The 24,173-nt window shown below is 63.0% G+C and carries 19 protein-coding genes; 9 read left to right on the forward strand and 10 right to left on the reverse strand.

Annotated elements, in window-relative coordinates:
- Positions 1 to 62 precede the first annotated feature (62 nt).
- The 7 genes from AAEQ75_RS10485 to gshB all read right to left on the reverse strand — a co-directional run bounded on the left by AAEQ75_RS10485 (position 63) and on the right by gshB (position 5,925).
- On the reverse strand, positions 63 to 1,334 hold the full coding sequence (locus AAEQ75_RS10485; protein ID WP_343352176.1) for a dihydroorotase: 1,272 nt from the start codon (positions 1,332 to 1,334) through the stop codon (positions 63 to 65).
- Complete coding sequence (locus AAEQ75_RS10490) at positions 1,334 to 2,341, reverse strand: aspartate carbamoyltransferase catalytic subunit (protein ID WP_143504597.1); 1,008 nt, start codon at positions 2,339 to 2,341, stop codon at positions 1,334 to 1,336. Before AAEQ75_RS10490 ends, AAEQ75_RS10485 begins: the two co-directional genes overlap by 1 nt.
- Before the next feature lie 10 nt (positions 2,342 to 2,351).
- Entirely contained in the window at positions 2,352 to 2,855 is a 504-nt protein-coding gene (gene pyrR / locus AAEQ75_RS10495) for a bifunctional pyr operon transcriptional regulator/uracil phosphoribosyltransferase PyrR (protein WP_125879105.1), read from the reverse strand.
- A gap of 30 nt (positions 2,856 to 2,885) precedes the next feature.
- Positions 2,886 to 3,323 carry a Holliday junction resolvase RuvX gene (gene ruvX / locus AAEQ75_RS10500; protein ID WP_343352362.1) on the reverse strand — a complete coding sequence of 146 codons (438 nt, stop codon included), beginning with the start codon at positions 3,321 to 3,323 and terminating at the stop codon, positions 2,886 to 2,888.
- Positions 3,320 to 3,889: a YqgE/AlgH family protein gene (locus AAEQ75_RS10505; protein ID WP_343352179.1), complete on the reverse strand. Its 570-nt coding sequence runs from the start codon at positions 3,887 to 3,889 to the stop codon at positions 3,320 to 3,322. Before AAEQ75_RS10505 ends, ruvX begins: the two co-directional genes overlap by 4 nt.
- Before the next feature lie 94 nt (positions 3,890 to 3,983).
- Positions 3,984 to 4,880 (reverse strand): energy transducer TonB, encoded by an 897-nt coding sequence (locus tag AAEQ75_RS10510; protein WP_343352181.1) that lies wholly within the window; start codon positions 4,878 to 4,880, stop codon positions 3,984 to 3,986.
- A gap of 88 nt (positions 4,881 to 4,968) precedes the next feature.
- A complete protein-coding gene (gene gshB / locus AAEQ75_RS10515; RefSeq protein ID WP_343352183.1) occupies positions 4,969 to 5,925 on the reverse strand; it encodes a glutathione synthase in 957 nt (318 codons plus the stop codon).
- Positions 5,926 to 6,167: 242 nt separating this feature from the next.
- On the opposite strand from gshB, the gene pilG reads away from it, so the two are divergent.
- The 8 genes from pilG to AAEQ75_RS10555 all read left to right on the forward strand — a co-directional run bounded on the left by pilG (position 6,168) and on the right by AAEQ75_RS10555 (position 19,366).
- Complete coding sequence (pilG, locus tag AAEQ75_RS10520) at positions 6,168 to 6,575, forward strand: twitching motility response regulator PilG (protein WP_017678433.1); 408 nt, start codon at positions 6,168 to 6,170, stop codon at positions 6,573 to 6,575.
- A 46-nt stretch (positions 6,576 to 6,621) separates the two neighbouring features.
- On the forward strand, positions 6,622 to 6,987 hold the full coding sequence (gene pilH / locus AAEQ75_RS10525; RefSeq protein ID WP_099522894.1) for a twitching motility response regulator PilH: 366 nt from the start codon (positions 6,622 to 6,624) through the stop codon (positions 6,985 to 6,987).
- 45 nt (positions 6,988 to 7,032) lie between these two features.
- Positions 7,033 to 7,569: a chemotaxis protein CheW gene (locus AAEQ75_RS10530; protein ID WP_099522893.1), complete on the forward strand. Its 537-nt coding sequence runs from the start codon at positions 7,033 to 7,035 to the stop codon at positions 7,567 to 7,569.
- Positions 7,570 to 7,650: 81 nt separating this feature from the next.
- Positions 7,651 to 9,687 (forward strand): methyl-accepting chemotaxis protein, encoded by a 2,037-nt coding sequence (locus tag AAEQ75_RS10535; RefSeq protein ID WP_343352187.1) that lies wholly within the window; start codon positions 7,651 to 7,653, stop codon positions 9,685 to 9,687.
- A gap of 60 nt (positions 9,688 to 9,747) precedes the next feature.
- Positions 9,748 to 10,608, forward strand: a complete 861-nt coding sequence (locus AAEQ75_RS10540) for a CheR family methyltransferase (RefSeq protein WP_179575261.1) — start codon at positions 9,748 to 9,750, stop codon at positions 10,606 to 10,608.
- Positions 10,609 to 10,633: 25 nt separating this feature from the next.
- Entirely contained in the window at positions 10,634 to 17,869 is a 7,236-nt protein-coding gene (locus AAEQ75_RS10545; RefSeq protein ID WP_343352189.1) for an Hpt domain-containing protein, read from the forward strand.
- Entirely contained in the window at positions 17,866 to 18,885 is a 1,020-nt protein-coding gene (locus AAEQ75_RS10550; RefSeq protein WP_343352191.1) for a chemotaxis protein CheB, read from the forward strand. The genes AAEQ75_RS10545 and AAEQ75_RS10550 overlap by 4 nt, the downstream gene beginning before the upstream one ends.
- A 10-nt stretch (positions 18,886 to 18,895) precedes the next feature.
- On the forward strand, positions 18,896 to 19,366 hold the full coding sequence (locus AAEQ75_RS10555; RefSeq protein WP_179575264.1) for a chemotaxis protein CheW: 471 nt from the start codon (positions 18,896 to 18,898) through the stop codon (positions 19,364 to 19,366).
- 79 nt (positions 19,367 to 19,445) lie between these two features.
- Here the strand turns inward: AAEQ75_RS10555 and AAEQ75_RS10560 are convergent, their stop codons facing one another.
- The 3 genes from AAEQ75_RS10560 to AAEQ75_RS10570 all read right to left on the reverse strand — a co-directional run bounded on the left by AAEQ75_RS10560 (position 19,446) and on the right by AAEQ75_RS10570 (position 23,331).
- Positions 19,446 to 20,927 (reverse strand): alanine/glycine:cation symporter family protein, encoded by a 1,482-nt coding sequence (locus AAEQ75_RS10560; RefSeq protein WP_143504587.1) that lies wholly within the window; start codon positions 20,925 to 20,927, stop codon positions 19,446 to 19,448.
- Positions 20,928 to 21,134: 207 nt separating this feature from the next.
- Positions 21,135 to 21,860 carry a 16S rRNA (uracil(1498)-N(3))-methyltransferase gene (locus tag AAEQ75_RS10565; RefSeq protein ID WP_343352194.1) on the reverse strand — a complete coding sequence of 242 codons (726 nt, stop codon included), beginning with the start codon at positions 21,858 to 21,860 and terminating at the stop codon, positions 21,135 to 21,137.
- A gap of 67 nt (positions 21,861 to 21,927) precedes the next feature.
- Positions 21,928 to 23,331 carry an adenosylmethionine--8-amino-7-oxononanoate transaminase gene (locus AAEQ75_RS10570; RefSeq protein ID WP_343352196.1) on the reverse strand — a complete coding sequence of 468 codons (1,404 nt, stop codon included), beginning with the start codon at positions 23,329 to 23,331 and terminating at the stop codon, positions 21,928 to 21,930.
- Between the two features lie 254 nt (positions 23,332 to 23,585).
- Here AAEQ75_RS10570 and AAEQ75_RS10575 point away from each other — a divergent pair, with 254 nt between their 5' ends.
- Positions 23,586 to 24,131: a cytochrome b gene (locus AAEQ75_RS10575; RefSeq protein ID WP_343352198.1), complete on the forward strand. Its 546-nt coding sequence runs from the start codon at positions 23,586 to 23,588 to the stop codon at positions 24,129 to 24,131.
- Positions 24,132 to 24,173 lie beyond the last annotated feature (42 nt).

The raw sequence follows: 24,173 nt of genomic DNA on the forward strand, positions 1-24,173 counted from the left end.
TGGGCGACCCCGCGACACCCTACGGAGCTGGCGAGCCCGCCGGGTGGCGGGCTCGTATCGGTTCAACCCTGGTAGCTGATGTGTCCGTCGACCAGTGTGTAGCGCACCGCGCCAGGCAGGCAATGGCCGATGAACGGGCAGTTGCTGCCCTTGGAGTACCACTGCTCGCCGGCGATGGTCGAGGCCTGCGCATCGAACAGCACGATATCGGCAGCGCCGCCGACGTTCAGGCTGCCGGCTGGCAGGCGCAGCGCGGCGGCGGGGCCGTTGGTAAGGCGCGCCAGCAGTGTCGGCAGATCCAGCAGGCCGTCTTGCACCAGGCTCAGGGCCAGTGGCAGCAGCAACTGCACGCTGCTGATGCCTGGCTCGGTGGCGGCGAAGGGCGCCAGCTTGGCATCGCGCTCGTGCGGCTGGTGGTGACTGGAAATGGCAGAGATCACCCCGGCTTTCACTGCTTCGCGCAGACCGTCGCGGTCGGTACGCGAGCGCAGCGGCGGCTGCACATGGTAAAGGCTGGAGAAATCGATCAGCGCCTCGTCGGTGAGGATCAGTTGGTACAGCGCCACGTCGGCGGTCACCGGCAGGCCGCGGGCCTGAGCAGCGGCGATCAGCTCGGCACCACGGGCGCTGGTGATCTGGCTGAAGTGCGCACGCACGCCGCTTTGTTCTACCAGCAGCAGGTCGCGAGCCAGGGCCACGGTTTCGGCGGTTTCCGGGATGCCGGCCAGGCCGAGGAAGCTGGCGGTCGGGCCTTCGTGAGCCAGGCCGCCTTCGGCCAGGTCGGCATCCTGCGAGTGGAAGATCACCTGCAGGTCGAAGGTGGCTGCATATTCCAGCGCGCGGCGCAGGGTGCGGCTGCTGCGGAAGTTGTCCAGGCCGTTGCCGAATGCCACACAACCGGCATCGCGCAGAGCAACCAGTTCTGCGAGCTGCTCGCCGGCCAGGCCCTTGCTCAGTGCGCCGATGGGATAGACCTTGGTGTGCCCGGCTTCGCGGGCGCGGTCGAGGATCAGCTCGGCCACCGCCGAGGTGTCCAGCACTGGTTTGGTGAACGGTGGGCAGCACAGGCTGGTGACGCCGCCGGCCGCTGCTGCGAGGGTTTCCGTGGCGATGCTGCCCTTGCGGCTATAGCCAGGCTCACGCAGGGCCACCGACAGGTCGACCAGGCCGGGTGCGGCAATCAGGCCTTGGGCGTCGAGAGTCTTGTCGGCAGTGAAGCCGGCAGGTGCCTGGCCGGTGGCGATCAGTTTGCCGCCATCTATATAGAGGTCGGTGACCTGATCCAGGCCGCTGGCCGGGTCGATCACGCGGGCGCCGAGGATTGCGGTACGCATCAGTTGGCCTCCTCGGCGTTGAGTTGACGTTGGGCGTTCTGCCCGCTCATGGCCATCGACAGCACGGCCATACGGATGGCGATGCCGTAGGTGACCTGGTTGAGGATCACCGACTGCGGGCCGTCGGCCACTGCCGACTCGATCTCCACGCCGCGGTTGATCGGCCCCGGGTGCATCACCAGGGCATCCGGCTTGGCCAGCTTGAGGCGCTGCTCGGTGAGCCCGAACAGGCGGTAGAACTCGCCCTCGCTGGGCAGCAGGCCGCCCTGCATGCGCTCGCGCTGTAGACGCAGCATGATCACCACGTCGACGTCCTTGAGGCCTTCATCGGCATCGCTGAACACGCGCACGCCGTAAGCCTGCTCCAGACCGATCGGCAGCAGAGTCTTCGGCGCGATGACGCGAATGTCCGGGCAGCCCAGGGTCTTCAGCGCCAGCATGTTCGAGCGTGCTACCCGCGAGTGCAGGATGTCGCCGACGATGGCCACCGAGAGGTTCTCGAAATCACCTTTGTGGCGGCGGATGGTGAGCATGTCGAGCATGCCCTGGGTCGGGTGCGCGTGGCGGCCGTCGCCGCCGTTGATGATCGCCAGGTTCGGGCACACGTGCTCGGCGATGAAGTGCGCGGCGCCGGAGTCGGCATGGCGCACGACGAAGATGTCGGCGGCCATGGCTTCGAGGTTGCGCAGGGTATCGAACAGCGTCTCGCCCTTGCTGGTGGAACTGGTCGAGACGTTGAGGCTGATGACGTCGGCCGATAGGCGCTGGGCGGCCAGTTCGAAGGTGGTGCGGGTGCGCGTGGAGTTCTCGAAGAACACGTTGCACACGGTCTTGCCGCGCAGCAGCGGGACTTTCTTCACTGCCCGCGCGCCGACTTCGAGGAAGGAGTCGGCGGTGTCGAGGATTTCGGTCAACAGCTCGCGGGGCAGGCCGTCGAGTGAGAGGAAGTGGCGCAACTGACCTTGGTCGTTCAGTTGCAGCGGGCGCTTGGCGGCGAGTGGCGTCATCGCGGGGGTCTCAGTTGGCGAGCGTCTGGAGTTCGAGGGTCAGCGGCGTGGGGCCGGACAATTTTACCCGCTCGTTGGCTGCCAGCGACAGGGTGGCACCGACCACGTCGGGGCGAATCGGTAACTCGCGGGCATCGAGGTCGAGCAGGCTGACCAGGGTCACACTGGCCGGGCGGCCATAATCGAACAGTTCGTTCAGTGCGGCGCGGATGGTGCGGCCGCTCATCAATACGTCGTCGATCAGTACCAGGTGCTGGCCTTCGATCTCGAACGGCAGCTCGGACGGTTGCACCTGTGGATGCAGGCCATTCTGGGTGAAGTCGTCGCGGTAGAAGGACACGTCGAGCACGCCCAGCGCGTCGTCACGATTCAGGGCCTGCAGCAGGGCCTGGGCGACCCAGACACCGCCAGTCCGGATGCCGATAAAACGCGGTTCGCTGATCTGGCGCCGATTCAGATGCTGGGTCAGGGCGCTGGCCATGGCCGGCAGTAGATCGTTGGGGTTGGGCAGCATGGCGAAACTCCTTGGTGCGGGCTGACTCGATCAGCCCGTGCAGTTTTCCTCTAACCAGCCCTGTAGCAACAAGGCTGCAGCAATGGCATCAACGGGGCGCTCGCGATGGCCGCCACTCTGGCCTTCGCGCAGGCGCTGGCCCTTGGCCTCGAAGGTGGTCAGGCGTTCGTCGTGGGTGAAGGCCGGCAGGTTGAAGCGGCCGTTGAGGCGGCGGGCGAATTTCTCGGCGCGGGCGCTCATCTCACTGGGCGTGCCATCCATGTTAAGGGGCAGGCCGACCACCACGGCGTCCGGCTGCCACTCCTTGATCAGCGCTTCGACGCGGCTCCAGTCCGGCACGCCGTTCTGCGCCTTGAGCACACACAGTTCGCGGGCCTGGCCGGTGATTACCTGGCCGACGGCGACGCCGATCTGCTTGGTGCCATAGTCGAAGCCCAGCAGCAGGCGCAGTGGCTTGTTGCTCATCAGGCGTGCCCAACCTGTGAAGTCAGCAGGCTGAGGTTGACCCCCAGACGCGCAGCTGCGGCATTCAGGCGTTGGTCGAACGGCAGGTCGAAGAGAATGTTGGTGTCGGCGGGGCAGGTCAGCCAGGCGTTATCGGCCAGTTCGGCCTCCAGTTGCCCGGCATCCCAGCCGGCGTAGCCGAGGGTGATCAGGTAGTGATCCGGGCCGCTGCCGTCGGCGATGGCGAACAGCACGTCCTGCGAGGTCGAAAGCCCCAGCTCGCCCAGCTCCAGGGTCGCCTGGAACTGTGGGCCGGCGGGATGCAGGACGAAGCCGCGGTCAGTCTGTACCGGGCCGCCAGCGAAGATCGGCAGGCTGTGGCACAGCGCCGCGGGCTCCTCATCGGGGCGTAATTGCTCCAGCACATCGGCCAGGTTGAGGCCATTGGGCTTGTTGATCACCAGGCCCATCGCGCCCTGCTCGTTGTGTTCGACCAGGTAGGTGACGGTCTGCGCGAAATTCGGATCGTCCATGTGCGGCATGGCGATCAGGAAATGGTGCTTGAGCGAGGTAGGGGCTGAACTCTTCATGTCGGCTAGTTTGAAGCCGCAAGCTGCAAGCGACAAGCATCAGCAGAAGAACCTCCGTCGCGGTTCTCCGTATTGAGGCTTGTCGCGGCTCTGGCTAGTTGCTCGACAGGCGGTCGCCGCGCTCGAAGCGCCAGGTGCGGATGATCTCCAGGCGGTCGATATCAGCCAGGTCGCCGGTGAAGGGCGCATAGGGCGCGGCCAGGCGCACGATGCGCTGCGCGGCCTGGTCGAGCATGGCCTGGCCGGACGATTCCAGCACCTGGACCTCGTACAGCGAGCCGTCACGGTTGATCGACACCAGCAGGCGCAGGCTACCGTAGATGCGTTGGCGACGAGCATCGTCGGGATAATTCAGGTTGCCGATGCGCTCGACCTTCTTGCGCCATTCGTCCTTGTACCAGGCGCCCTTGTCGCGCATGGTCGAGGCAGCATTGAGGCGGTGGATCTTCGGGCGTTTGGCGTACTGCTGAACCTCCTGGGCAAGCTCCGCCTCCAGGCTGGCGATCTCGGCGGACAACTGAGCAGAGTCGAACACTGGTGCAGGCTGGGTTTGAGGCGCCGGCTTGGTTTCTTCGCGTTTGACCGGAGTTTTCTGCTGCTGTGGTGCGCGTGTAGCGACCGCGGCCTTGGGTGCTTCCTGTTTACTGGCGGGCTGTTGCGGGGCGGCGGGCGGTGTGACCTTGCGCACCTCGCTGTCCTGGAAGGGCGCCTGTTCGGTGGTCTTGGGGGCTGCTGCATGTTCCAGCGTGCCGCTGCCTTGCTGGTTGTCCTGCGCCAGGAAATCCGCTTCTTTGGGCTTTTCTTCGCTCTTGAAGGTGGAAAGCGTGATTTCCAGCGTCTTGCTGATTTCCGGCGGCGACTCTAGGGTAAAACCGACGCCGAGGATCAGTGCCGCGTGCAGTGCAGCCGCGAGAAACAGGGTGAATCCCAGGCGGTCCGCCGGTCGTGCGTTGGCGGAGGAGGTGGTCGGTGGGGTGGCTGCTGCGTTCATCGCGTATCGGGTCTGCTTTCGAATGTCGCGCAGTCTGCCGGGTAGCAGTAGGCGCCTGCAAGTTGCAGGCGCCAGGCTGCCACCTGCGTCAAGCTTTTAACCCGCGCTTGCGTGCAATGCAGTCCATCAGCTGTTCGCCGATGCGGGTGTCGAATGCCGCATCGATCTCGCGGATACAGGTCGGGCTGGTGACATTGATTTCTGTCAGATGGTCACCGATCACGTCGAGCCCAACGAAGATCAGGCCTTTTCCGCGCAGGGTCGGGCCGACTGCGGCGGCGATCTCACGATCACGTTCGGTCAGTGGGCGTGCCTCGCCACGGCCACCTGCGGCCAGGTTGCCGCGGGTCTCTCCGGCAGCCGGAATACGTGCCAGGCAGTAGGGTACCGGTTCCCCGTCTATCATCAGGATGCGTTTGTCGCCGTCCTTGATCGCCGGCAGGTAGGCCTGCGCCATGATCTGCTGGTGGCCGTGAAGGGTCAGGGTTTCCAGAATCACCGAGAGATTCGGGTCGCCCTCACGGTGGCGAAATATCTGCGATCCGCCCATGCCATCAAGGGGTTTGAGAATGATGTCACGGTGCTCATCGGCAAACTGGCGCACAATGTCGGGGCGCCGGCTTACCAGAGTCGCAGGTGTGTATTGAGGAAACTGGGTGGCGAAGAACTTTTCATTGCAGTCGCGCAGACTCTGCGGCCGATTGACCACCAGTACGCCGTCGCGCTCGGCCTGCTCGAGCAGGTAGGTGGAGTAGACGAACTCGTTATCGAAGGGCGGGTCCTTGCGCATCAGGATCACGTCCAGTTCGGCGAGCGGCGTGTCCTGCTCCGTACCAAGGGTGAACCAGCGCTGCGGATCGTTGAACACTTCCAGAGAGCGCAGGCGGGCGCGAGCCTGACCGCGAACCTGATAGAGATCCTGCTGCTCCATGTAAAACAGCGACCAGCCGCGTGCTTGAGCGGCCAGCAACATGGCCAGCGAGCTGTCTTTTTTGAAGGAGATGCTGGCAATAGGATCCATGACGATCCCGAGACGAAGGCTCATGGGGGGATAAACTCCGTGAGATGAGGGTGAAGGCCGGGCTGACCGAGCCGAATGACGGCTCTCAGGGTGGCGCCGGCCGGGCCGCGTGGTCAAGGGCGGAGCTGCCCGGGAAGCCTTATAGATTGCATCTGGAGAGTGTGCTAAAAAGGCCCGACGATTGGGTCAAGACCCATCGAAGACTGGGCCTCAGGCATACTGATAACGCGAATATAACGACTCACCGAGGCGATGGTAGGGCAAACATGGAACAGCATACCGAGGGTTTGAAAGTGATGGTGATCGACGATTCGAAAACGATTCGTCGCACCGCTGAAACTCTGCTGAAAAAAGTGGGTTGTGATGTCATCACTGCGGTCGATGGCTTCGATGCCCTGGCCAAGATTGCCGACACGCATCCCAGCATCATCTTTGTTGACATCATGATGCCGCGTCTCGATGGGTATCAGACCTGTGCCCTGATCAAGAACAACAGTGCTTTCAAGTCCACGCCAGTGATCATGCTGTCCTCCAAGGACGGCCTGTTCGACAAGGCCAAGGGGCGTATAGTCGGCTCCGACCAGTACCTGACCAAGCCTTTCAGCAAGGAAGAGCTGCTCGGTGCTATCAAAGCCCACGTGCCTGACTTCACCCCAGTGGAACAAGCCTCCTGACGTTCCGGCCTGACCGCCGTACGCCACTTCTGTATTGGGAAACACCATGGCTCGAATTCTGATTGTTGATGACTCACCGACCGAGATGTACAAGCTGACCGCCATGTTGGAAAAGCATGGGCATCAGGTACTCAAAGCGGAAAATGGCGCCGATGGCGTAGCTCTGGCTCGCCAGGAAAAACCCGATGCGGTGCTGATGGACATCGTCATGCCGGGCCTCAACGGTTTTCAGGCGACCCGTCAGTTGACCAAGGACGCCGAGACCAGCCACATCCCGGTGGTCATCGTTACCACCAAGGATCAGGAAACCGACAAGGTCTGGGGCAAGCGCCAGGGCGCGAAGGACTACCTGACCAAGCCGATCGATGAAGATACCTTGCTGAAGACTCTCAATGCGGTGCTGGCCGGCTGATGCCGTGCTGCTCGCGTACTAAATAAAAAGAAGGCCAAGGCTGGCATGTCCGTGCAGACTCCTTTCCAGATTCTCCTCGAGATCGACCAGCGTTGCCGAGCCCTGGCGGCCGGGCTGCCGTCGCAGCAAGCGGCGGTACAGACCTGGAGCGGTATCGGCTTTCGCATGGGCGAGCGATTCTTCGTCGCGCCGATGGGGGAGGTGGGTGAGGTACTGCATGAGCCGCGCTACACCCTGCTGCCGGGTGTCAAAGGCTGGGTCAAAGGGGTGGCCAACGTGCGTGGCCGCCTGCTGCCGATCATGGACCTGTGCGGGTTCTTCGGTAATGAGCTGTCGCCGCTGCGCAAGTTGCGGCGAATTCTGGTGGTCGACTATCAGGAAATCTTCGCTGGCCTGACGGTCGATGAAGTTTTCGGTATGCAGCACTTCCCCGTGGATGCATTTTCAGAACAACTGCCGCCTCTCGAGGCGAGCATTGCGCCGTTTATCCACGGTGTCTTTCAACGAGAACAGCCCTGGTTGGTGTTCAGCCCTCATGCGCTGACGGCCGATCCTGGCTTCCTCGATGTGTCCTTTCAGTAGATTTTCGGTTGGGTCGGTTCTTCCGGCCCTTTGGCGTTACATGGGAACCGTAGTGCGGTCGGTCCAGGCGGGGGCCAGAAAATGAAAAAATTCAATGCAGGTAATTTGTTGGTCGGGGCGCGCAGTAGCACGCTGATCGCGACGCTGTTCGTCGTGCTGATCGTTTCCATCGTGCTGTTGTTCGCGAACTTCGCCTACATCAACACCCAGTCCAACTACGATACCGAGTACATCAGCCACTCCGGTGAGCTGCGCGTACTGTCCCAGCGTATCGCCAAGAACGCCACGGAAGCTGCGGCAGGTAAAGCCGAAGCCTTCGGTCTGTTGCGCGACGCGCGTAACGACTTCCAGCTGCGCTGGGGGTACCTGACCGATGGTGATGCCAGCAGTGGCTTGCCGTCGGCGCCCGCGTCGGTGCAGGCGCAGATGGCTGCGGTACAGCAGGACTGGGATAGCCTGCGGCAGAATACCGACGCCATTCTGGCCAGTGAGCAGACCGTACTGTCCCTGCACCAGGTAGCCGCCACCCTGGCGGAAACCATCCCGCAGTTGCAGGTCGAGTACGAGGAAGTGGTCGACATCCTGCTGGAAAGCGGTGCGCCGGCTGCTCAGGTTTCTGTGGCCCAACGCCAGTCGCTGCTGGCCGAGCGTATTCTCGGTTCGGTGAACAAGGTACTGGCCGGTGACGAAGACTCGGTACAGGCTGCCGACATGTTCGGTCGTGACGCCAGCCTGTTCGGCCGTGTACTGGCTGCAATGCTCGAAGGCAACGCCGCGATGGAAATCAGCCAGGTGACCGACGAGGAAGCCCTCGAACGTCTGGCCGAGATTTCCGAGCTGTTCGAATTCGTATCCGGCTCCGTGGACGAGATTCTCGAAACCTCGCCAGAACTGTTCCAGGTACGTGAATCGGCGAACTCGATCTTCACCGTTTCGCAGACCCTGCTGGACAAGGCCTCCGAGCTCGCCGTCGGCTTTGAGAACCTGGCCTCGGGCCGTGCCATCAACACCCTGTTCGGCTACGTGCTGGGTGGCCTGGCGCTGGGTGCGATCATCCTCATCGGTCTGGTGATGGTGCGTGAAACCAACCGCCGTCTGGCCGAGACCGCCGAGAAGAACGAGCGTAACCAGACCGCGATTCTGCGTCTGCTCGACGAAATCGCCGACCTCGCCGACGGTGACTTGACCGTGGCCGCGACGGTAACCGAAGACTTCACCGGTGCCATCGCCGACTCCATCAACTACTCCATCGACCAGCTGCGCGACCTGGTAGCCACGATCAACCTGACCGCCGTTCAGGTAGCCGGTGCTGCCCAGGAAACCCAGGCCACGGCGATGCACCTGGCGGAAGCTTCCGAGCACCAGGCGCAGGAGATTGCCGGCGCCTCCGCCGCGATCAACGAAATGGCCGTGTCGATTGACCAGGTATCGGCGAACGCCTCGGAATCCTCCGCGGTAGCGGAGCGTTCCGTAGCCATCGCCAACAAGGGTAACGAAGTCGTACACAACACCATCACCGGCATGGATAACATCCGTGAGCAGATCCAGGACACCTCGAAGCGGATCAAACGCCTCGGTGAATCGTCCCAGGAGATCGGTGACATCGTTAGTCTGATTAACGATATTGCCGACCAGACCAACATCCTCGCACTGAACGCTGCGATCCAGGCCTCCATGGCCGGTGATGCGGGCCGCGGTTTCGCCGTGGTAGCGGACGAGGTACAACGCCTCGCAGAACGTTCCTCGGCGGCGACCAAGCAGATCGAGGCGCTGGTAAAAACCATTCAGACCGACACCAACGAAGCCGTTATCTCCATGGAGCAGACGACTTCCGAAGTGGTGCGCGGTGCCCGCCTGGCGCAGGACGCCGGGGTGGCACTGGAAGAGATCGAGAAGGTATCGAAGACCCTCGCGGCCCTCATCCAGAACATTTCCAACGCCGCGCGTCAGCAGGCCTCTTCGGCCGGCCACATTTCCAACACCATGAACGTGATCCAGGAGATCACCTCGCAGACGTCCTCGGGTACCACCGCCACCGCCAAGAGCATTGGTAACCTGGCCAAGATGGCCAGTGAGATGCGCAAGTCGGTGTCCGGTTTCACCCTGCCAGACGCCTGATAAAGGAGTGCGAGGGCTGGCGGCAGCCTTCGCTACATAGCCATGACTCAGGGCGAAGGTATGCAGTCAGCGGGCGTTTGGGCATTGCGCCCGGTGGCCGATATGTCGCAAGCCGATTTTCACGACTGGCAGACGTTGCTCGAAGCGCGTACCGGTGTGGTGATCAGCGAGCAGCGGCGTGCATTTCTGCAGACCAACCTGAGTGCGCGCATGCGCGAACTGGGCGTCACGGATTACGCCAGCTATTACCGTCAGGTCACCGATGGCCCGCGTGGCGCGGTGGAGTGGTCGACCCTGCTGGATCGTCTGACCGTGCAGGAAACCCGCTTCTTCCGCCACCCGCCGTCCTTCGAGGTGCTCTCGCAGTACCTGCAGGAGCGTCTGGCGGCGGGCCTGGGCAAACCCTGGGAGTTCTGGAGCGTGGGTTGCTCCAGTGGTGAAGAGCCTTACTCGCTGGCGATTCAGGCCGCAGAGGCGCTTCAAGGCAGCGAGTTGCCCGAGCATTTCGCGGTAACCGGCACGGATATCAGTCAGGGCGCACTGAGCAAGGCACGCGAGGCGTGTTATTCGGTGCGACGCCTGGAGCAGGTGAGTGACGAGCTGCGCGAGCGCTACTTTCTCGCTCAGGCCGATGGACGCTTCAAGATAGTACCGAGCCTGGCAGCGCGTGTGTGCTGCGCCAAGCTCAATGTGCTGGAACTGGCCAAGGCGCCGATGTCCGGCATGGATGTGATTTTCTGTCAGAACTTGCTGATCTATTTCCGCCGCTGGCGTCGCCGCGACATCCTCAATCGCCTGGCCGAAAGCCTGGCGCCGGGTGGCCTGCTGGTCGTGGGCGTGGGCGAAGTAGCCGGTTGGCAGCACCCGCAACTGGTGCCGGTGGCCGACGAGCGAGTTCTGGCGTTTACCCGCAAGGGATAAGGCCAAGTTTATGAGTGGAGTGGCTATGGGTGATCGGCATGATTATGTCGCCCTGGAGTGGGTCAAAGGCGAGATCGGGGAAACCCTGAAGCAGGCGCGGCAAGCCCTGGAGGCGTTCGTCGAGAACCCGCAGGACCCTACGCGCATGCGCTTCTGCCTGACCTACGTGCACCAGGTTCACGGCACCTTGCAGATGGTCGAATTCTACGGCGCCGCGTTGCTCGCCGAAGAAATGGAGCAGTTGGCCAAGGCGTTGATGGAAGGTCGCGTAGCCAATCAGGGCGAAGCCCTGGAAGTGCTGATGCAGGCCATCCTGCAACTGCCGGTGTACCTCGACCGTATCCAGACCGCTCGCCGCGACCTGCCCATGGTCGTGCTGCCGCTGCTCAACGACCTGCGTGCCGCCCGTGGCGAGAAGCTGCTGTCGGAAACCAGCCTGTTTTCCCCGGACATGTCCGCGCGCCTGCCGGCGCTGCCATCCGACAGCCTAGCGCGCCTGCGTACCGCCGAGCTTCCCGTGCTGTTGCGCAAACTGCGGCAGATGCTGCAAATGGCCCTGGTCGGCGTGATCCGCAACCAGGAACTGGCGACCAATCTGGGTTATATGGCGCGCGTCTTCGCGCGCCTGGAAACACTGTGCAAGGACGCCCCGCTGGGCGGCCTGTGGCAGATCGCTTCCGGCATGGTCGAAGGTCTGGCCAACGGCAGCGTGGTCAACGGTACGTCGGTGCGTACCCTGCTGCGTCAGGTCGACAAGGAGCTCAAGCGCCTGGTCGAACAGGGCGCCGATGGCATCAACCAGTCTGCGCCCGATGAGCTGACCAAGAACCTGCTGTTCTACGTCGCCAAGGCGCCGGCACAGTCCCCTCGCATTCGTGCGCTGAAGGAGCAGTACCGCCTCGACGAAGCACTGCCTGACAATGAGGTGGTGGATGAAGAACGTGCTCGCTTGGCCGGGCCAGACCGTGACGCCATGCGTTCGGTGGTCGCCGCGCTGTGCGAGGAACTGGTGCGGGTCAAGGACAGCCTCGATCTGTTCGTACGCAGCGATCGTAGCCAGCCCGGTGAGCTGGACGCCCTGCTTGCACCGCTCAAGCAGATCGCCGATACCCTCGCGGTGCTTGGCTTCGGTCAGCCGCGCAAGGTCATTCTCGACCAGATCGACGTGATCCATGGCCTGTCTCTCGGTCAGCGCGAGCCGAACGATGCGGTGCTGATGGACGTCGCTGGCGCGCTGCTCTATGTCGAGGCGACGCTGGCCGGCATGGTCGGCCCGAGCGACGACGGCCCGAATGAGCAGAGCCATCTGCCGACCACCGACGTGGCGCAGATCCACCAGCTTGTCATCAAGGAAGCGCGCAATGGCCTGGAACAGGCCAAGGACGCGATCATCGAATTCATCGCCTCGCAGTGGAACCACGAGCACCTGGCCCGTGTGCCCGAGCTGCTGACCCAGGTCCGTGGCGGCCTGGCGATGATTCCGCTGCGGCGCGCTGCCGACCTGCTCAATGCCTGCAATCGCTACATTCAGGAACAGCTGCTGGCGCGCAAGGCCGTGCCCAACTGGCAGAGCCTGGACACCCTGGCCGATGCCATCACCAGCGTCGAGTACTACCTCGAACGGCTGTCCGAGGACCATGGCACGCAGGGCGATCTGATTCTCGACGTTGCTGAGGAAAGCCTGGAAACCCTGGGTTACCCGCTCAAGGAGAAACCGTCGATCCTCGACCGTGTCGAGCTGCAGGAAGAAAGCCTGGCACCGCTGGCTGACCCGCTGCAGGAAATCGAGCTGCTGGGCGCCGAAGACGAACAACTCGAAGAGCCCCTGGCCGAGAGCGAGGCGCTGACCTTCGACGTGGTCGAGCCGTCCAGCGATGAGGTTGCGGATCTGCAACTGCTGGAGGCTGAGCCCGAGCAGTCGGACGCCCGTGAGACTGCCGACAGCTTTACCTTCGAGCTGGACGAGCTTGAAGAACTACCCGCCCTGCAGGACGAAGAGACTGTTGCCGCGCCGCTGCTTGACGCTGAGCCGGAGCTTGAGCTCGAAGAGCTGAGTCTGGATCAACTGGCCGAGCCGGCGCAGTGGGATGAGCTGGAACTGGCCGATCTGGAACTACCGGAAGTCGAGCTGCCCAGCGCACCGCAGGTGCAGGAACTGCCGGATGAACCGGCAGCGGAGAAGCCGCTGTCGATGGCCGATGTCATGGCAGCTCCGGTACAGGCGATCAACCCACCTGCTGCCGACGTGCCGCCGAGCCTGCTGCCGCCGCCTGCCGACGAAGAGCCGGTGGACGAAGAGCTGCTGGAAGTCTTTATCGAAGAAGTCGGCGAAGTACTGGAAACCATCGGTGAGTACCTGCCGCAGTGGCAGGCCGATACCGACAACAAGGACGCGCTGATCGAAGTGCGTCGCGCCTTCCACACGCTCAAGGGCAGCGGGCGTATGGTTCGCGCGCTGATCATCGGTGAGCTGGGCTGGTCCATCGAGAACCTGCTCAACCGCGTGCTGGACCGCAGCATCGAGCCGAACGCGCCTGTGCAGCAGGTGGTACTCGATGTCGTGGCCCTGATGCCGGCGCTGGTCGACGAGTTTGCCGCCAAGGCGCAGCGTCAGCGCGACGATGTCGATCTGCTGGCGGCCACCGCTCATGCTTTGGCCAAGGGGCTGACGCCCCCAAAATCTAACGCCCCGGCCACCCAGCAGGTAGCCGAGCCCGTGGGCGTTGACGACGCTACCGAGGTCGTCGAGCTGGACGAGTCGGCCAACGACCAATCGCTCGATGGTGAGCCCCTCGACCCGCAGTTGCTGGAAATTTTCCGCAACGAGGCGGAAACCCATCTGGATACCCTGGTTGGCTTTCTTGCCGACTGCGCGCAGGAACTGCCGCAGCCAGTCACCGATGACCTGCAGCGTGCGCTGCACACCCTCAAGGGCAGTGCCTATATGGCCGGCATCCTGCCGGTGGCAGAAATCGCGGCGCCGCTGGAGAAGCTGGTCAAGGAGTTCAAGACCAACCTGATCCAGGTGGATCTGGCGGCTGCCGAGCTGTTGAGCAGCGCCGAGGGCGTGTTCCGTATCGGTCTCGACAATCTCGAGACCCAGCCTCTGGCACCCATTCCTGGCGCAGAGGCACTTCTTGCTCGCGTCCAGGCGCTGCATCAGGAGCGTCTCGCCAGCGCCGAAGACGAGCGTATGGCGCAGAGCGGCGAAAGTCGCGACCCGCAGATGATCAGCATCTTCCTCGCCGAAGGCATGGATATCTTGCTGGACGCCGAGGACCTGCTACGCAAATGGCGCGAGCATCCGTCCGAGCGCCAGGAGCTGTCTGCGCTGCTGGAGGAACTGACGACCCTCGGCCGTGGCGCCGAAATGGCCGAGCTGCCGCAGATCGACGAGCTCTGCGAAGCCCTGCTGGATCTCTATGGCGCTGTCGAGGAAGGCAGCCTGGCGGTCAGCGAGCGCTTCTTCGACGAGGCGGAGAAGGCCCACGAAGCGCTGATCGGGATGATGGATCAGGTCGCTGCGGCCTTGCAGGTCACCCCGCAACCCGAGCGGGTGCAGGCGCTACGTGATCTGCTGAGCGAAGCCATCGATCCGCATACCTTGGCCTTGCTCACGCCTGGCGTCGGAGGGCTGGAGGTCATCGAGTTGGACCAGGCCACCGCCGAGCTGGAACAGGAAGCCGAGGCTGAGCCGGTGCTGTGGCAAGAGGCACCCGCCGAACCGGAAGTCGCCGAAGACATTGATCTGGAGTCGCAGTCTGAGGCCGAGCTGGGCTTCAGCCTTGTCGACGCCGATCTCGATGAGGAAATGGTCGAGATCTTCCTCGAAGAGGCTGTGGATATTCTCGACAGTGCTGGTCAGGCGCTGGAGCGCTGGCTCAGTGAGCCGGACAACACCATGCCGCTGTCCTCACTGCAGCGCGACCTGCACACCCTCAAGGGCGGTGCGCGCATGGCCGCGATTCGCCCGATCGGTGATCTTGGCCACGAACTTGAGTCGCTCTACGAGGGCTTGGTCGACCGCCGTTACAACCATTCGCCGGCGCTGGGCAATCTGCTGCAGCAAAGCCATGATCGCCTGGCGCAGATGCTCGATCAGTTGCAGGCTCGACTGCCGTTGGTCTCTGGTGACGACCTGATTCAGGCAATTCGTCAGTTCCGCCAGGGCGGTACGCCGCAGAGCCTGTCGGCGGCCGTCGCCCAGGTTGAGCCGGAGCTGGACGACGAACTCGTCGAGTCGATCGAGGTGGTGGAGCCGGATAGCTTCAAGCTGCCGCCCCTGGCGCTGGTCGAAGACGAAATCGTGCTCGACGAAGCGCCACAGGCAGAGCCAGAGGCAGTGTTGCCGCTGATCGACGAAGTCGAGCTGGTATTACCCGAAGACGAAATGCCTGTTGTCGAGCCCGAGCCGCAAGGGACGACGCTGGCCAACTGGCATGAAGAGCGTGATCCCGAACTGGTGGAAATCTTCCTCGAGGAAGGTTTCGACATCATCGACAGTGCTGGCGCCGCTCTGCAGCGGTGGATGGGCGATGTTGACAACAGCCTGGAGCTGGAAGCCCTGCAGCGTGACCTGCACACCCTCAAGGGTGGTGCGCGCATGGCTGAAATTCGTGAAATCGGCGATTTGGCTCACGAGCTGGAATTCCTGTACGAAGGTCTCGGCGGTGGTCGCCTGCGGGCTAGTCAGGAGCTGTTCACGCTGTTGCAGGCCTGTCATGACTGCCTGGCCGAGATGCTCGAAGCCGTGCGAGATAAGCGGGCAGTGCCGCAGGGCCATGCCCTGATCGAGACGATCAAACGCTTTCGTGCCAACCCTGACGAGCAACTGAGCATGCCGTCGGCGGTACAGCTCAGGGCGGTGGTCGAGAGCGACGAAGCCGAAGAGGCTGACAGCGACATCCTCGATATCTTCCTCGAAGAAGGCTATGACCTGCTCGAGGCGATGGAGGTGTCGATCGGGCGCTGGGAAGAACAGCGCGATGATGTCAGCGCCATCGACGAAATGCTGCGCACGCTGCACACCCTCAAGGGTGGTGCGCGTCTGGCTGGGCAGAAACGCCTTGGCGATCTGAGCCAGGACCTGGAACAACATCTCAGCGAGGCTCTGCTGCAGGGCGCCCCCTGGCCGGAGAGCCTGTTACTCGACGTGCAGTCCGGTTTCGAAGGGCTGCAGAATGAGCTCGACGTGCTGCGCCAGCGTCTTAGCGCCAGTCTCGGTGAAGAGCCGGTGGCGGCCGATGCCGGGGTCGAGCCAGCGGCAGCGCCTGTGAGCAATCTGCTCAACCCGATCGTTGCTGCCAGTGACGTGCCAAGCCAGTTGCAGGCGCCGAAGGTGCTGCCGTTCGTACAGCGTGCGCAGGAGGCCGCACTGGAGGTAGCGTCCCGCCGTGCGCCACAGGAGCTGGTCAAGGTGCCAGCCGAGCTGCTCGAAGGCCTGGTCAACCTGGCCGGTGAGACGTCGATCTTCCGCGGACGTGTCGAGCAGCAGGTGAGCGATGTCGGTTTCACCCTGAGCGAGATGGAAGCGACCATCGACCGCGTACGTGACCAGCTGCGCCGTCTCGATACCGAGACCCAGGCGCAAATTCTCAGCCGTTACCAGGCTGAGGCCGAGCGCGCCGGTTATGAAGATTTCGACCCGCTGGAGATGGACCGTCACTCGCAACTGCAGCAGCTCTCTCGCGCGCTGTTCGAGTCTGCCTCCGACTTGCTCGATCTGAAGGAAACCCTGGCGGCGAAGAACCGCGATGCCGAGACCCTGCTGCTGCAACAGGCGCGGGTCAACACCGAGCTGCAGGAAGGTCTGATGCGCACCCGCATGGTGCCGTTCGACCGCCTGGTACCGCGTCTGCGTCGCATCGTGCGCCAGGTTGCAGGCGAACTGGGCAAGCAGGTGGAGTTCGTCGTTGGCAACGCCGAAGGGGAAATGGACCGCACGGTGCTCGAGCGCATCGTCGCGCCGCTGGAACATATGCTGCGTAACGCCGTCGATCACGGCATCGAGCAGAGCGATGTGCGTCGCGCTGCTGGCAAGTCGGAGACCGGCACCATCCGCCTCAATCTCGGCCGTGAGGGCGGCGATATCGTTCTTACCCTGGACGATGACGGTGGTGGTATTCGCCTGGAAGCCGTGCGGCGCAAGGCCATCGAGCGTGGGCTGATGGACGCCGACAGCGGCCTGAGCGATCACGAAATCCTGCAGTTCATTCTTGAGGCAGGTTTCTCCACTGCCGAGAAGGTCACGCAGATTTCCGGCCGTGGTGTCGGCATGGACGTGGTGCACTCGGAGGTCAAGCAGCTCGGCGGTGCGATGAGCATCGACTCGACGCTGGGTCAGGGTACGCGCTTCACCATTCGCCTGCCGTTCACCGTGTCGGTCAACCGTGCCCTGATGGTGTACTCCGGCGAAGACCTCTACGCCATCCCGCTGAACACCATCGAAGGTATCGTGCGGGTGTCGCCGTTCGAGCTGGAGGCCTATTACGCGCCTGACGCGCCGCGCTTCGAATACGCCGGACAGGCCTACGAGCTGAAGTACCTGGGCGACCTGCTGAACAATGGCCAGCATCCCAAACTGGTGGGTCAGAGCCTGCCGCTGCCAGTGATTCTGGTGCGCTCCAGCGAGCACGCCGTGGCGGTGCAGGTAGACAGCCTGGCCGGTTCGCGCGAGATCGTGGTGAAGAGCCTCGGCCCGCAGTTCGCCGGGGTGCACGGGATCTCCGGTGCGACCATCCTCGGTGACGGCCGCGTGGTGGTGATTCTCGATCTGCTGGCGACCATTCGTGTGCTGCATGCGCATCTGCAGAATCAGCTGATGCCGCGCCTGGCTTCGCGTCAGGCTTCGGCCAGCGAAGAGGTGGAAATCGACCGTCCGACGCTGGTCATGGTGGTCGACGACTCGGTCACCGTGCGCAAGGTTACCAGCCGTTTACTCGAGCGTAATGGCATGAACGTGGTCACCGCCAAGGACGGGGTCGACGCTATTGCTCAGCTCCAGGAACACAAGCCTGACATCATGCTGCTGGACATCGAAATGCCGCGCATGGATGGCTTCGAGGTGGCCACGCTGGTGCGCCACGACGAGCGCCTGAAGGACCTGCCGATCATCATGATCACCTCGCGTACCGGCGAGAAGCACCGCGAGCGGGCCATGTCCATCGGTGTCAACCAATACCTCGGCAAGCCCTATCAGGAGTCCTTGCTGCTCGAGACCATCGCTCAGTTGGTGGATAGCCATCGGGTCAAACGGACATGACAGACAAAACCTCCGCGCGCATTGCAGTAATCGCCGACACCTCGTTGCAGCGCCATGTGTTGCAGCAGGCATTGGCCGGTGGCGGTTATCAGGTAGTGCTCAACAGCGACCCGGCGCGGCTCGACGAGGAGCAACTGGCTGCCTGCGAAACCGATCTTTGGTTGGTGGACCTGGCTCTGTCGGAAGATTCGCCGCTGGTCGACAGCCTGCTCGAGCGTGCCAGTGCCCCGGTGTTGTTCGGCGAGGGGCACGCGCCCGAGCGTCACTCGGAGAACTACCCGCGCTGGGAGCGCAGCCTGTTCGGCAAACTCAAGCGCCTGGTCGGTGATCCGACTCAGGCGGTTGGGCCCAGCCTGCAGGCACTGCTCGATGAAGCCCAGCGTCCGGCGCGTCTGGAGTTGCCGCAAGCACTGGCCAATACGCCGCTTAAAGCTGGCGAGCCGGCACGCCAGGTCTGGTTGCTGGCTGCCTCGTTGGGTGGCCCGGCAGCGGTCAAGGCATTTCTCGATGCCTTGCCGGGTGGTCTGCCCATCGGCTTTATCTACGCCCAGCACATCGATGCCAGTTTCGAGGCGGCCCTGCCGCAGGCGGTGGGTCGACATAGCCAGTGGCACGTCAACCCGGCACGTCATGGCGATCCGGTGCGGTGCGGTGAAGTGGTGGTGGTGCCGATCAGCAATGAACTGGGCTTTGCCGAAGACGGTGCGATGCAGATTACCGAACGCGGTTGGCCTGAGCCCTACAGCCCTTCCATCGATCAGATGATGCTCAATCTGGCGCAGCAATTCGGCGGCCTGTGCGGTGTGATCGCGTTCAGCGGCATGGGCAGCGATGGCAGTGCCGCTGCCGCTTACGTCAAACGCCAGGGTGGCTTGATCTGGACCCAGCGCGCCGACAGTTGCGCCAGCCCGAGTATGCCCGACAGCCTGCGCGAGGGCGGCTACAGCAGTTTCAGTGCCGACCCGCGTGAGTTGGCCGTGGCCCTGGTCAATCACCTCGCCGAACATTGCAGTTGAGGACGTTTCAATGAGCCAAGCCGTCGCTACCCAGAACAGCACTGAAGGTCTGACCGGCCTACTGGTGCCGCTGGCCGACCGCACCCTGTTGCTGCCCAACGTGGCCGTGGCCGAGCTGATTCCCTATCGCGCACCGCAGGTCAGCGAAGGCATGCCCGAGTGGTTTCTCGGTCAGATTGCCTGGCGTGATCTGCGCTTGCCGCTGTTGTCCTTCGAGGCGGCCAGCGATGGCCAGGCGCAGGTTGCCGGTGGCGCCCGTGTCGCGGTGATCAACGCTCTGGGGGGGCGGCCCAAGGTCAAGTTCATTGCCCTGCTGGTGCAGGGTATCCCGCGCTCGCTGAAGGTCGGCAGTGACCTGCCTGCGGCCGATGTCGAGCTGGCGCCGCTGGAACTGGGTGCCGCACGTGTCGGTGACGAGATCGTGCGTATTCCCGACCTGGCCGCACTGGAGCAATTGCTCGCCGATGCCGGTTTGATCTGAAGTCGCCATGCGCTCAGGCGAGCGCCCATGAAAAAGCCCCTGCACTTGGCCGGGGCTTTTTCGTTACTGCCGGGAGTGATCAGCGCTGCACTTGCTGCGCTTCAGTTTTCTCTGCAGTCAGGTTCTCTTCCGAGGTGTTGCTGCCCCAGTAGTCGGCATTGGTGATGCCAAGCTTCTCGGGGTGGAAGACCGGATCCTTACCCTCATCCAGCTGTTGTTCGTAGTCCTTCAGGCACTTGTAGGCAACCTTGTGCATGAGCAGGATAGCGATGATGTTCAGCCAGGCCATCAGGCCCACGCCGAGGTCACCCAAGTCCCAGGCGAAGGTGGCGGTGTGCACGGTGCCGTACACGGTGGCCGCGATGATGCCGAACTTCAGCAGCAGGGTGAGGATGGGGCGCTTCACCTTGCGGTTGATGTAGGCGATGTTGGTTTCGGCGATGTAGTAGTAGGCCAGGATGGTGGTGAAAGCGAAGAAGAACAGAGCAATGGCGACGAAGGCGTTGCCGAAGCCGGGCATCATGTTTTCCATCGCGGTCTGTACGTAGCCCGGACCTGCGGCTACGCCGGCGATACCGGTGAACATCGCGCTGCCATCAGGCGCCTGGACGTTGTACTGACCGGTGATCAGCAGCATGAAGGCGGTGGCGGAGCAGACAAACAGGGTGTCGATATAGACCGAGAAGCCCTGTACCAGACCTTGCTTGGCCGGGTGGCTGACGGCAGCGGCGGACGAAGCGTGCGGACCAGTACCCTGGCCGGCTTCGTTGGAATACACACCACGCTTGACGCCCCACTGGATGGCCATGCCGACGATGGCGCCGAAACCAGCCTCGAGGCCGAATGCGCTCTTGACGATCAGCAGCACGACTTCCGGCAGCTTTTCGATGTTCAGCAGGATGATGACCAGGGCGACCAGGATGTAGCCCAGCGCCATGAACGGTACGACCACCTGGGTGAAGTGGGCGATACGCTTGACGCCGCCGAAGATGATCAGGCCGATCAGCACGGCCAGAGCCGCCGCGGTGACGTTCGGGTCAATACCGAAGGCGGTTTGCGCACTGGAGGCAATGGAGTTGGCCTGAACACCCGGCAGCAGCAGGCCGCAGGCGAATACGGTAACGATGGCGAACAGCCAGGCGTACCACTTCAGACCCAGACCGCGCTCGATGTAGAAGGCCGGGCCACCACGGTATTCACCATTGAGCTTTTCCTTGTACACCTGGCCAAGGGTGGATTCGACGAACGCCGAGCTGGCGCCGAGGAAGGCCACCATCCACATCCAGAACACGGCACCCGGACCGCCGAAGGTGATCGCAGTGGCCACACCGGCGATGTTGCCGGTACCGACACGACCGGCGAGGGTCATGGTCAGTGCCTGGAAGGAGGTGATGCCATGTTCATCGGTCTTGCCGGTGAACATCAGGCGAATCATTTCTTTGAAGTGGCGAACCTGGAGAAAGCGGCCGCGCAGAGAGAAGTAGAGACCAACGCCGAGACATAGATAAATCAGCGCCGGGCTCCAGACCAGACCGTTTAGGGTCGAGACCAGTTCGTTCATGCAATGCTCCTGGGCATGCGGTCGCTTTTTGGGCGGTGCCGAGGCCCGTTGTTTGTTATTGGAAGAGAGCCGACGCTAACGGGCGTCGGCCTCGGCCGTGCGCGGTTCGCTGGTGAGCGGCCCGCGCATGCGGCGCGAAGAGCATGACAAAGACTGTCGATCTTGCAATCTCTTGAAATCACATTTTGTTACGTCCAAGCGACATTCTTATGCCTGGAGGTCGCCCCAGAGCTGTTGAGCGACAGTCAGCGCCACCACGGGTGCCGTTTCCGTGCGCAGAACGCGTGAGCCCAGGCGGGCAGGATGGAAGCCGGCGCTCGTGGCTTGGTCGACTTCGGCATCGCTCAGGCCGCCTTCCGGGCCGATCAGAAAGGCCAGGGAATGGGGCTTTTCATGGCTTTGCAGAGCAGCGGCAACGGGGTGCAGCACCAGCTTCAGCTCGGCTTCGGTCTGCTGCAACCAGGCGTCCAGCTCCAGCGGTGCATGGATCACCGGCAGTACCGAGCGGCCGCACTGTTCGCAAGCGCTGATCGCCACCTGACGCCAATGCGCCATGCGCTTGTCGGCGCGCTCGTCCTTCAGGCGTACCTCGCAGCGTGCCGAGACGATGGGGGTGATTTCGCTGGCCCCCAGTTCGGTGGCTTTCTGGATGGCCCAGTCCATGCGTTCGCCGCGTGACAGGCCCTGGCCGAGGTGAATATGCAGCGGCGACTCGCTTAGGCCGGCAAAGGCTTCACGCAGTTCGACGCGCACGCTTTTCTTGCCCACTTCGATCAGCTCGCCGAGGTATTCCTGGCCGCTGCCGTCGAACAGCTGCACGGCATCGCCCACGGCATGGCGCAGCACGCGGCCGATGTAATGGGCCTGGGCCTCGGGCAGTTCATGCTGGCCGAGAGACAGCGGGGCATCGATGAAGAAGCGGGACAGGCGCATGGTTTACCCACCTTGAAGAGAGGCGCGAATTCTAGCTGTAGGGTGCGCTGTGCGCACCGCTCCTGAGTCAGCCCGGATCGCGATGATCGGGGAAACGGTTGTCCACTGCCACGCTGATTGACTCTCGGGTGGCGATATCGATGCCCTCGCTGGCCACCTCGGCGAGGAAATCGATCTCTTCGGGCGTGATCACGTAGGGCGGCAGGAAGTACACCACACTGCCCAGTGGGCGCAGCAGCGCGCCGCGCTCCAGTGCATGCTGGTAGACGTGCAGGCCGCGCCGCTCCTGCCAGGGGTAGGCTGCCTTGATGGCCTTGTCCTGCACCATCTCGATGGCCAGAGCCATGCCGGTCTGGCGCACTTCGGCGACATGCGGGTGATCGGCCAGGTGCGCAGTGGCGCTGGCCATACGCGCCGCCAGGGCCTTGTTGCGTTCGATCACATCGTCGTCACGGAAGATGTCCAGCGTCGCCAGCGCGGCGGCGCAGGCCAGCGGGTTGCCGGTGTAGGTGTGCGAGTGGAGAAAGGCGCGCAGGGTGGCGTAGTCGTCGTAGAAGGCGCTGTACACCTGGTCGGTGGTCAGCACCGCAGCCATCGGCAGGTAACCACCGGTCAGTGCCTTGGACAGCACTAGAAAGTCCGGGGTAATCCCGGCCTGTTCGCAGGCGAACATCGTGCCGGTACGGCCGAAGCCGACAGCAATCTCGTCATGGATCAGGTGCACGCCATAGCGGTCGCAGGCCTCGCGCAGCAGCTTGAGGTAGACCGGATGATACATGCGCATGCCGCCGGCACCCTGGATCAGCGGTTCGACGATCACCGCGGCGACTTCGTGGTGATGCTCGGCCAGGGTCTGTTCCATGTGGGCGAACATGACGCGCGAATGCTCTTCCCAGCTCACGCCTTCCGGGCGCAGGTAACAGTCCGGGCTGGGCACCTTGAGGGTGTCGAGCAACAGCGGCTTGTAGGTGTCGGTGAACAGCGACACGTCGCCCACCGACATCGCTGCCACGGTTTCACCGTGATAACTGCTGCTCAGGGTGACGAAGCGCTTCTTGTTCGCCTGGCCGTTGTTGAGCCAGTAGTGAAAGCTCATCTTCAGCGCCACCTCGATGCCCGAGGAGCCGTTGTCGGCGTAGAACACCTTGTTCAGGCCGGCCGGGGTGATCTGCACCAGACGCTCGGACAGTTCGATCACCGGCTGATGGGTGAAGCCGGCGAGCATGACGTGCTCAAGGCTGTCCAGTTGCTCGCGGATGCGCGCATTGATACGTGGGTTGGCGTGACCGAAGACGTTGACCCACCAGGAGCTGACGGCATCCAGATAACGCTTGCCGTCGAAGTCTTCCAGCCACACGCCGTACGCCTTGCGAATCGCTACCAGCGGCAGGCGCTCGTGATCCTTCATCTGGGTGCAGGGGTGCCACAACACGTCGAGATCGCGTTGCATCCAGTGATCGTTCAGGCTCATGAGCTATCTCCCAGGGTTCGGCGGCACAGCCTACCAGAAGCCGTCACCGAGTCACGGCGTTGCCGCTGGTCTGGCAGAATGTACCGCTGGTGCCGTTGCCGGGGAACTCCATGGGCGGCGCGTCATACCAACTGGGTCGGCTTGAGGGGGACGCGCGAAATATCGCATTTCCTGATATTTCATAGCGAAATTTTCCGCTTTAAATCGATATATTTGCAGTTAGTCTTGCTCGGATCTGGATTAGGAAAGCCACCATGCAATGGCGTAACACTTCTGCTCGTTATGGTCTGGTCAGCGTGCTGCTGCACTGGTCGGTCGCGCTGGTCGTCTTTGGCCTGTTCGGCCTTGGCTTCTGGATGGTGGGGCTCAGTTACTACGACCCGTGGCGCCAGAGTGCGCCAGACCTGCACAAGAGCATCGGTATCCTGCTTTTCGCGGCGATGCTGCTGCGCGTGCTGTGGCGTCTGCTCAACCCTGCGCCGGTAGCTCTGGCCAGCCACGGCCAGCTCACTCGTCTGGCCTCCAAGCTGGGTCATGGCGTGCTCTATTTCGGCCTGTTTGGCGTGATGATTTCCGGCTACCTGATTTCCACTGCCGATGGCCGTGGCATCGAGGTGTTCGGCCTGTTCAGTGTGCCGGCCACCCTGACCGGTATCGCGCAACAGGAAGACATTGCCGGAGCCATTCACGAATACCTGGCCTGGGGCCTGGTGATTTTCGCTGGCCTGCATGGCCTGGCTGCACTCAAGCACCATTTCATCGACCGCGACAGCACCCTGCTGCGGATGTTCGGGCGCTGAAGCATTCAAATCGGGCCAAGGCCCATCTAGATCGACAACCTC

It is taken from the genome of Pseudomonas sediminis (assembly GCF_039555755.1).
GTDB lineage: Bacteria > Pseudomonadota > Gammaproteobacteria > Pseudomonadales > Pseudomonadaceae > Aquipseudomonas > Aquipseudomonas mendocina_D.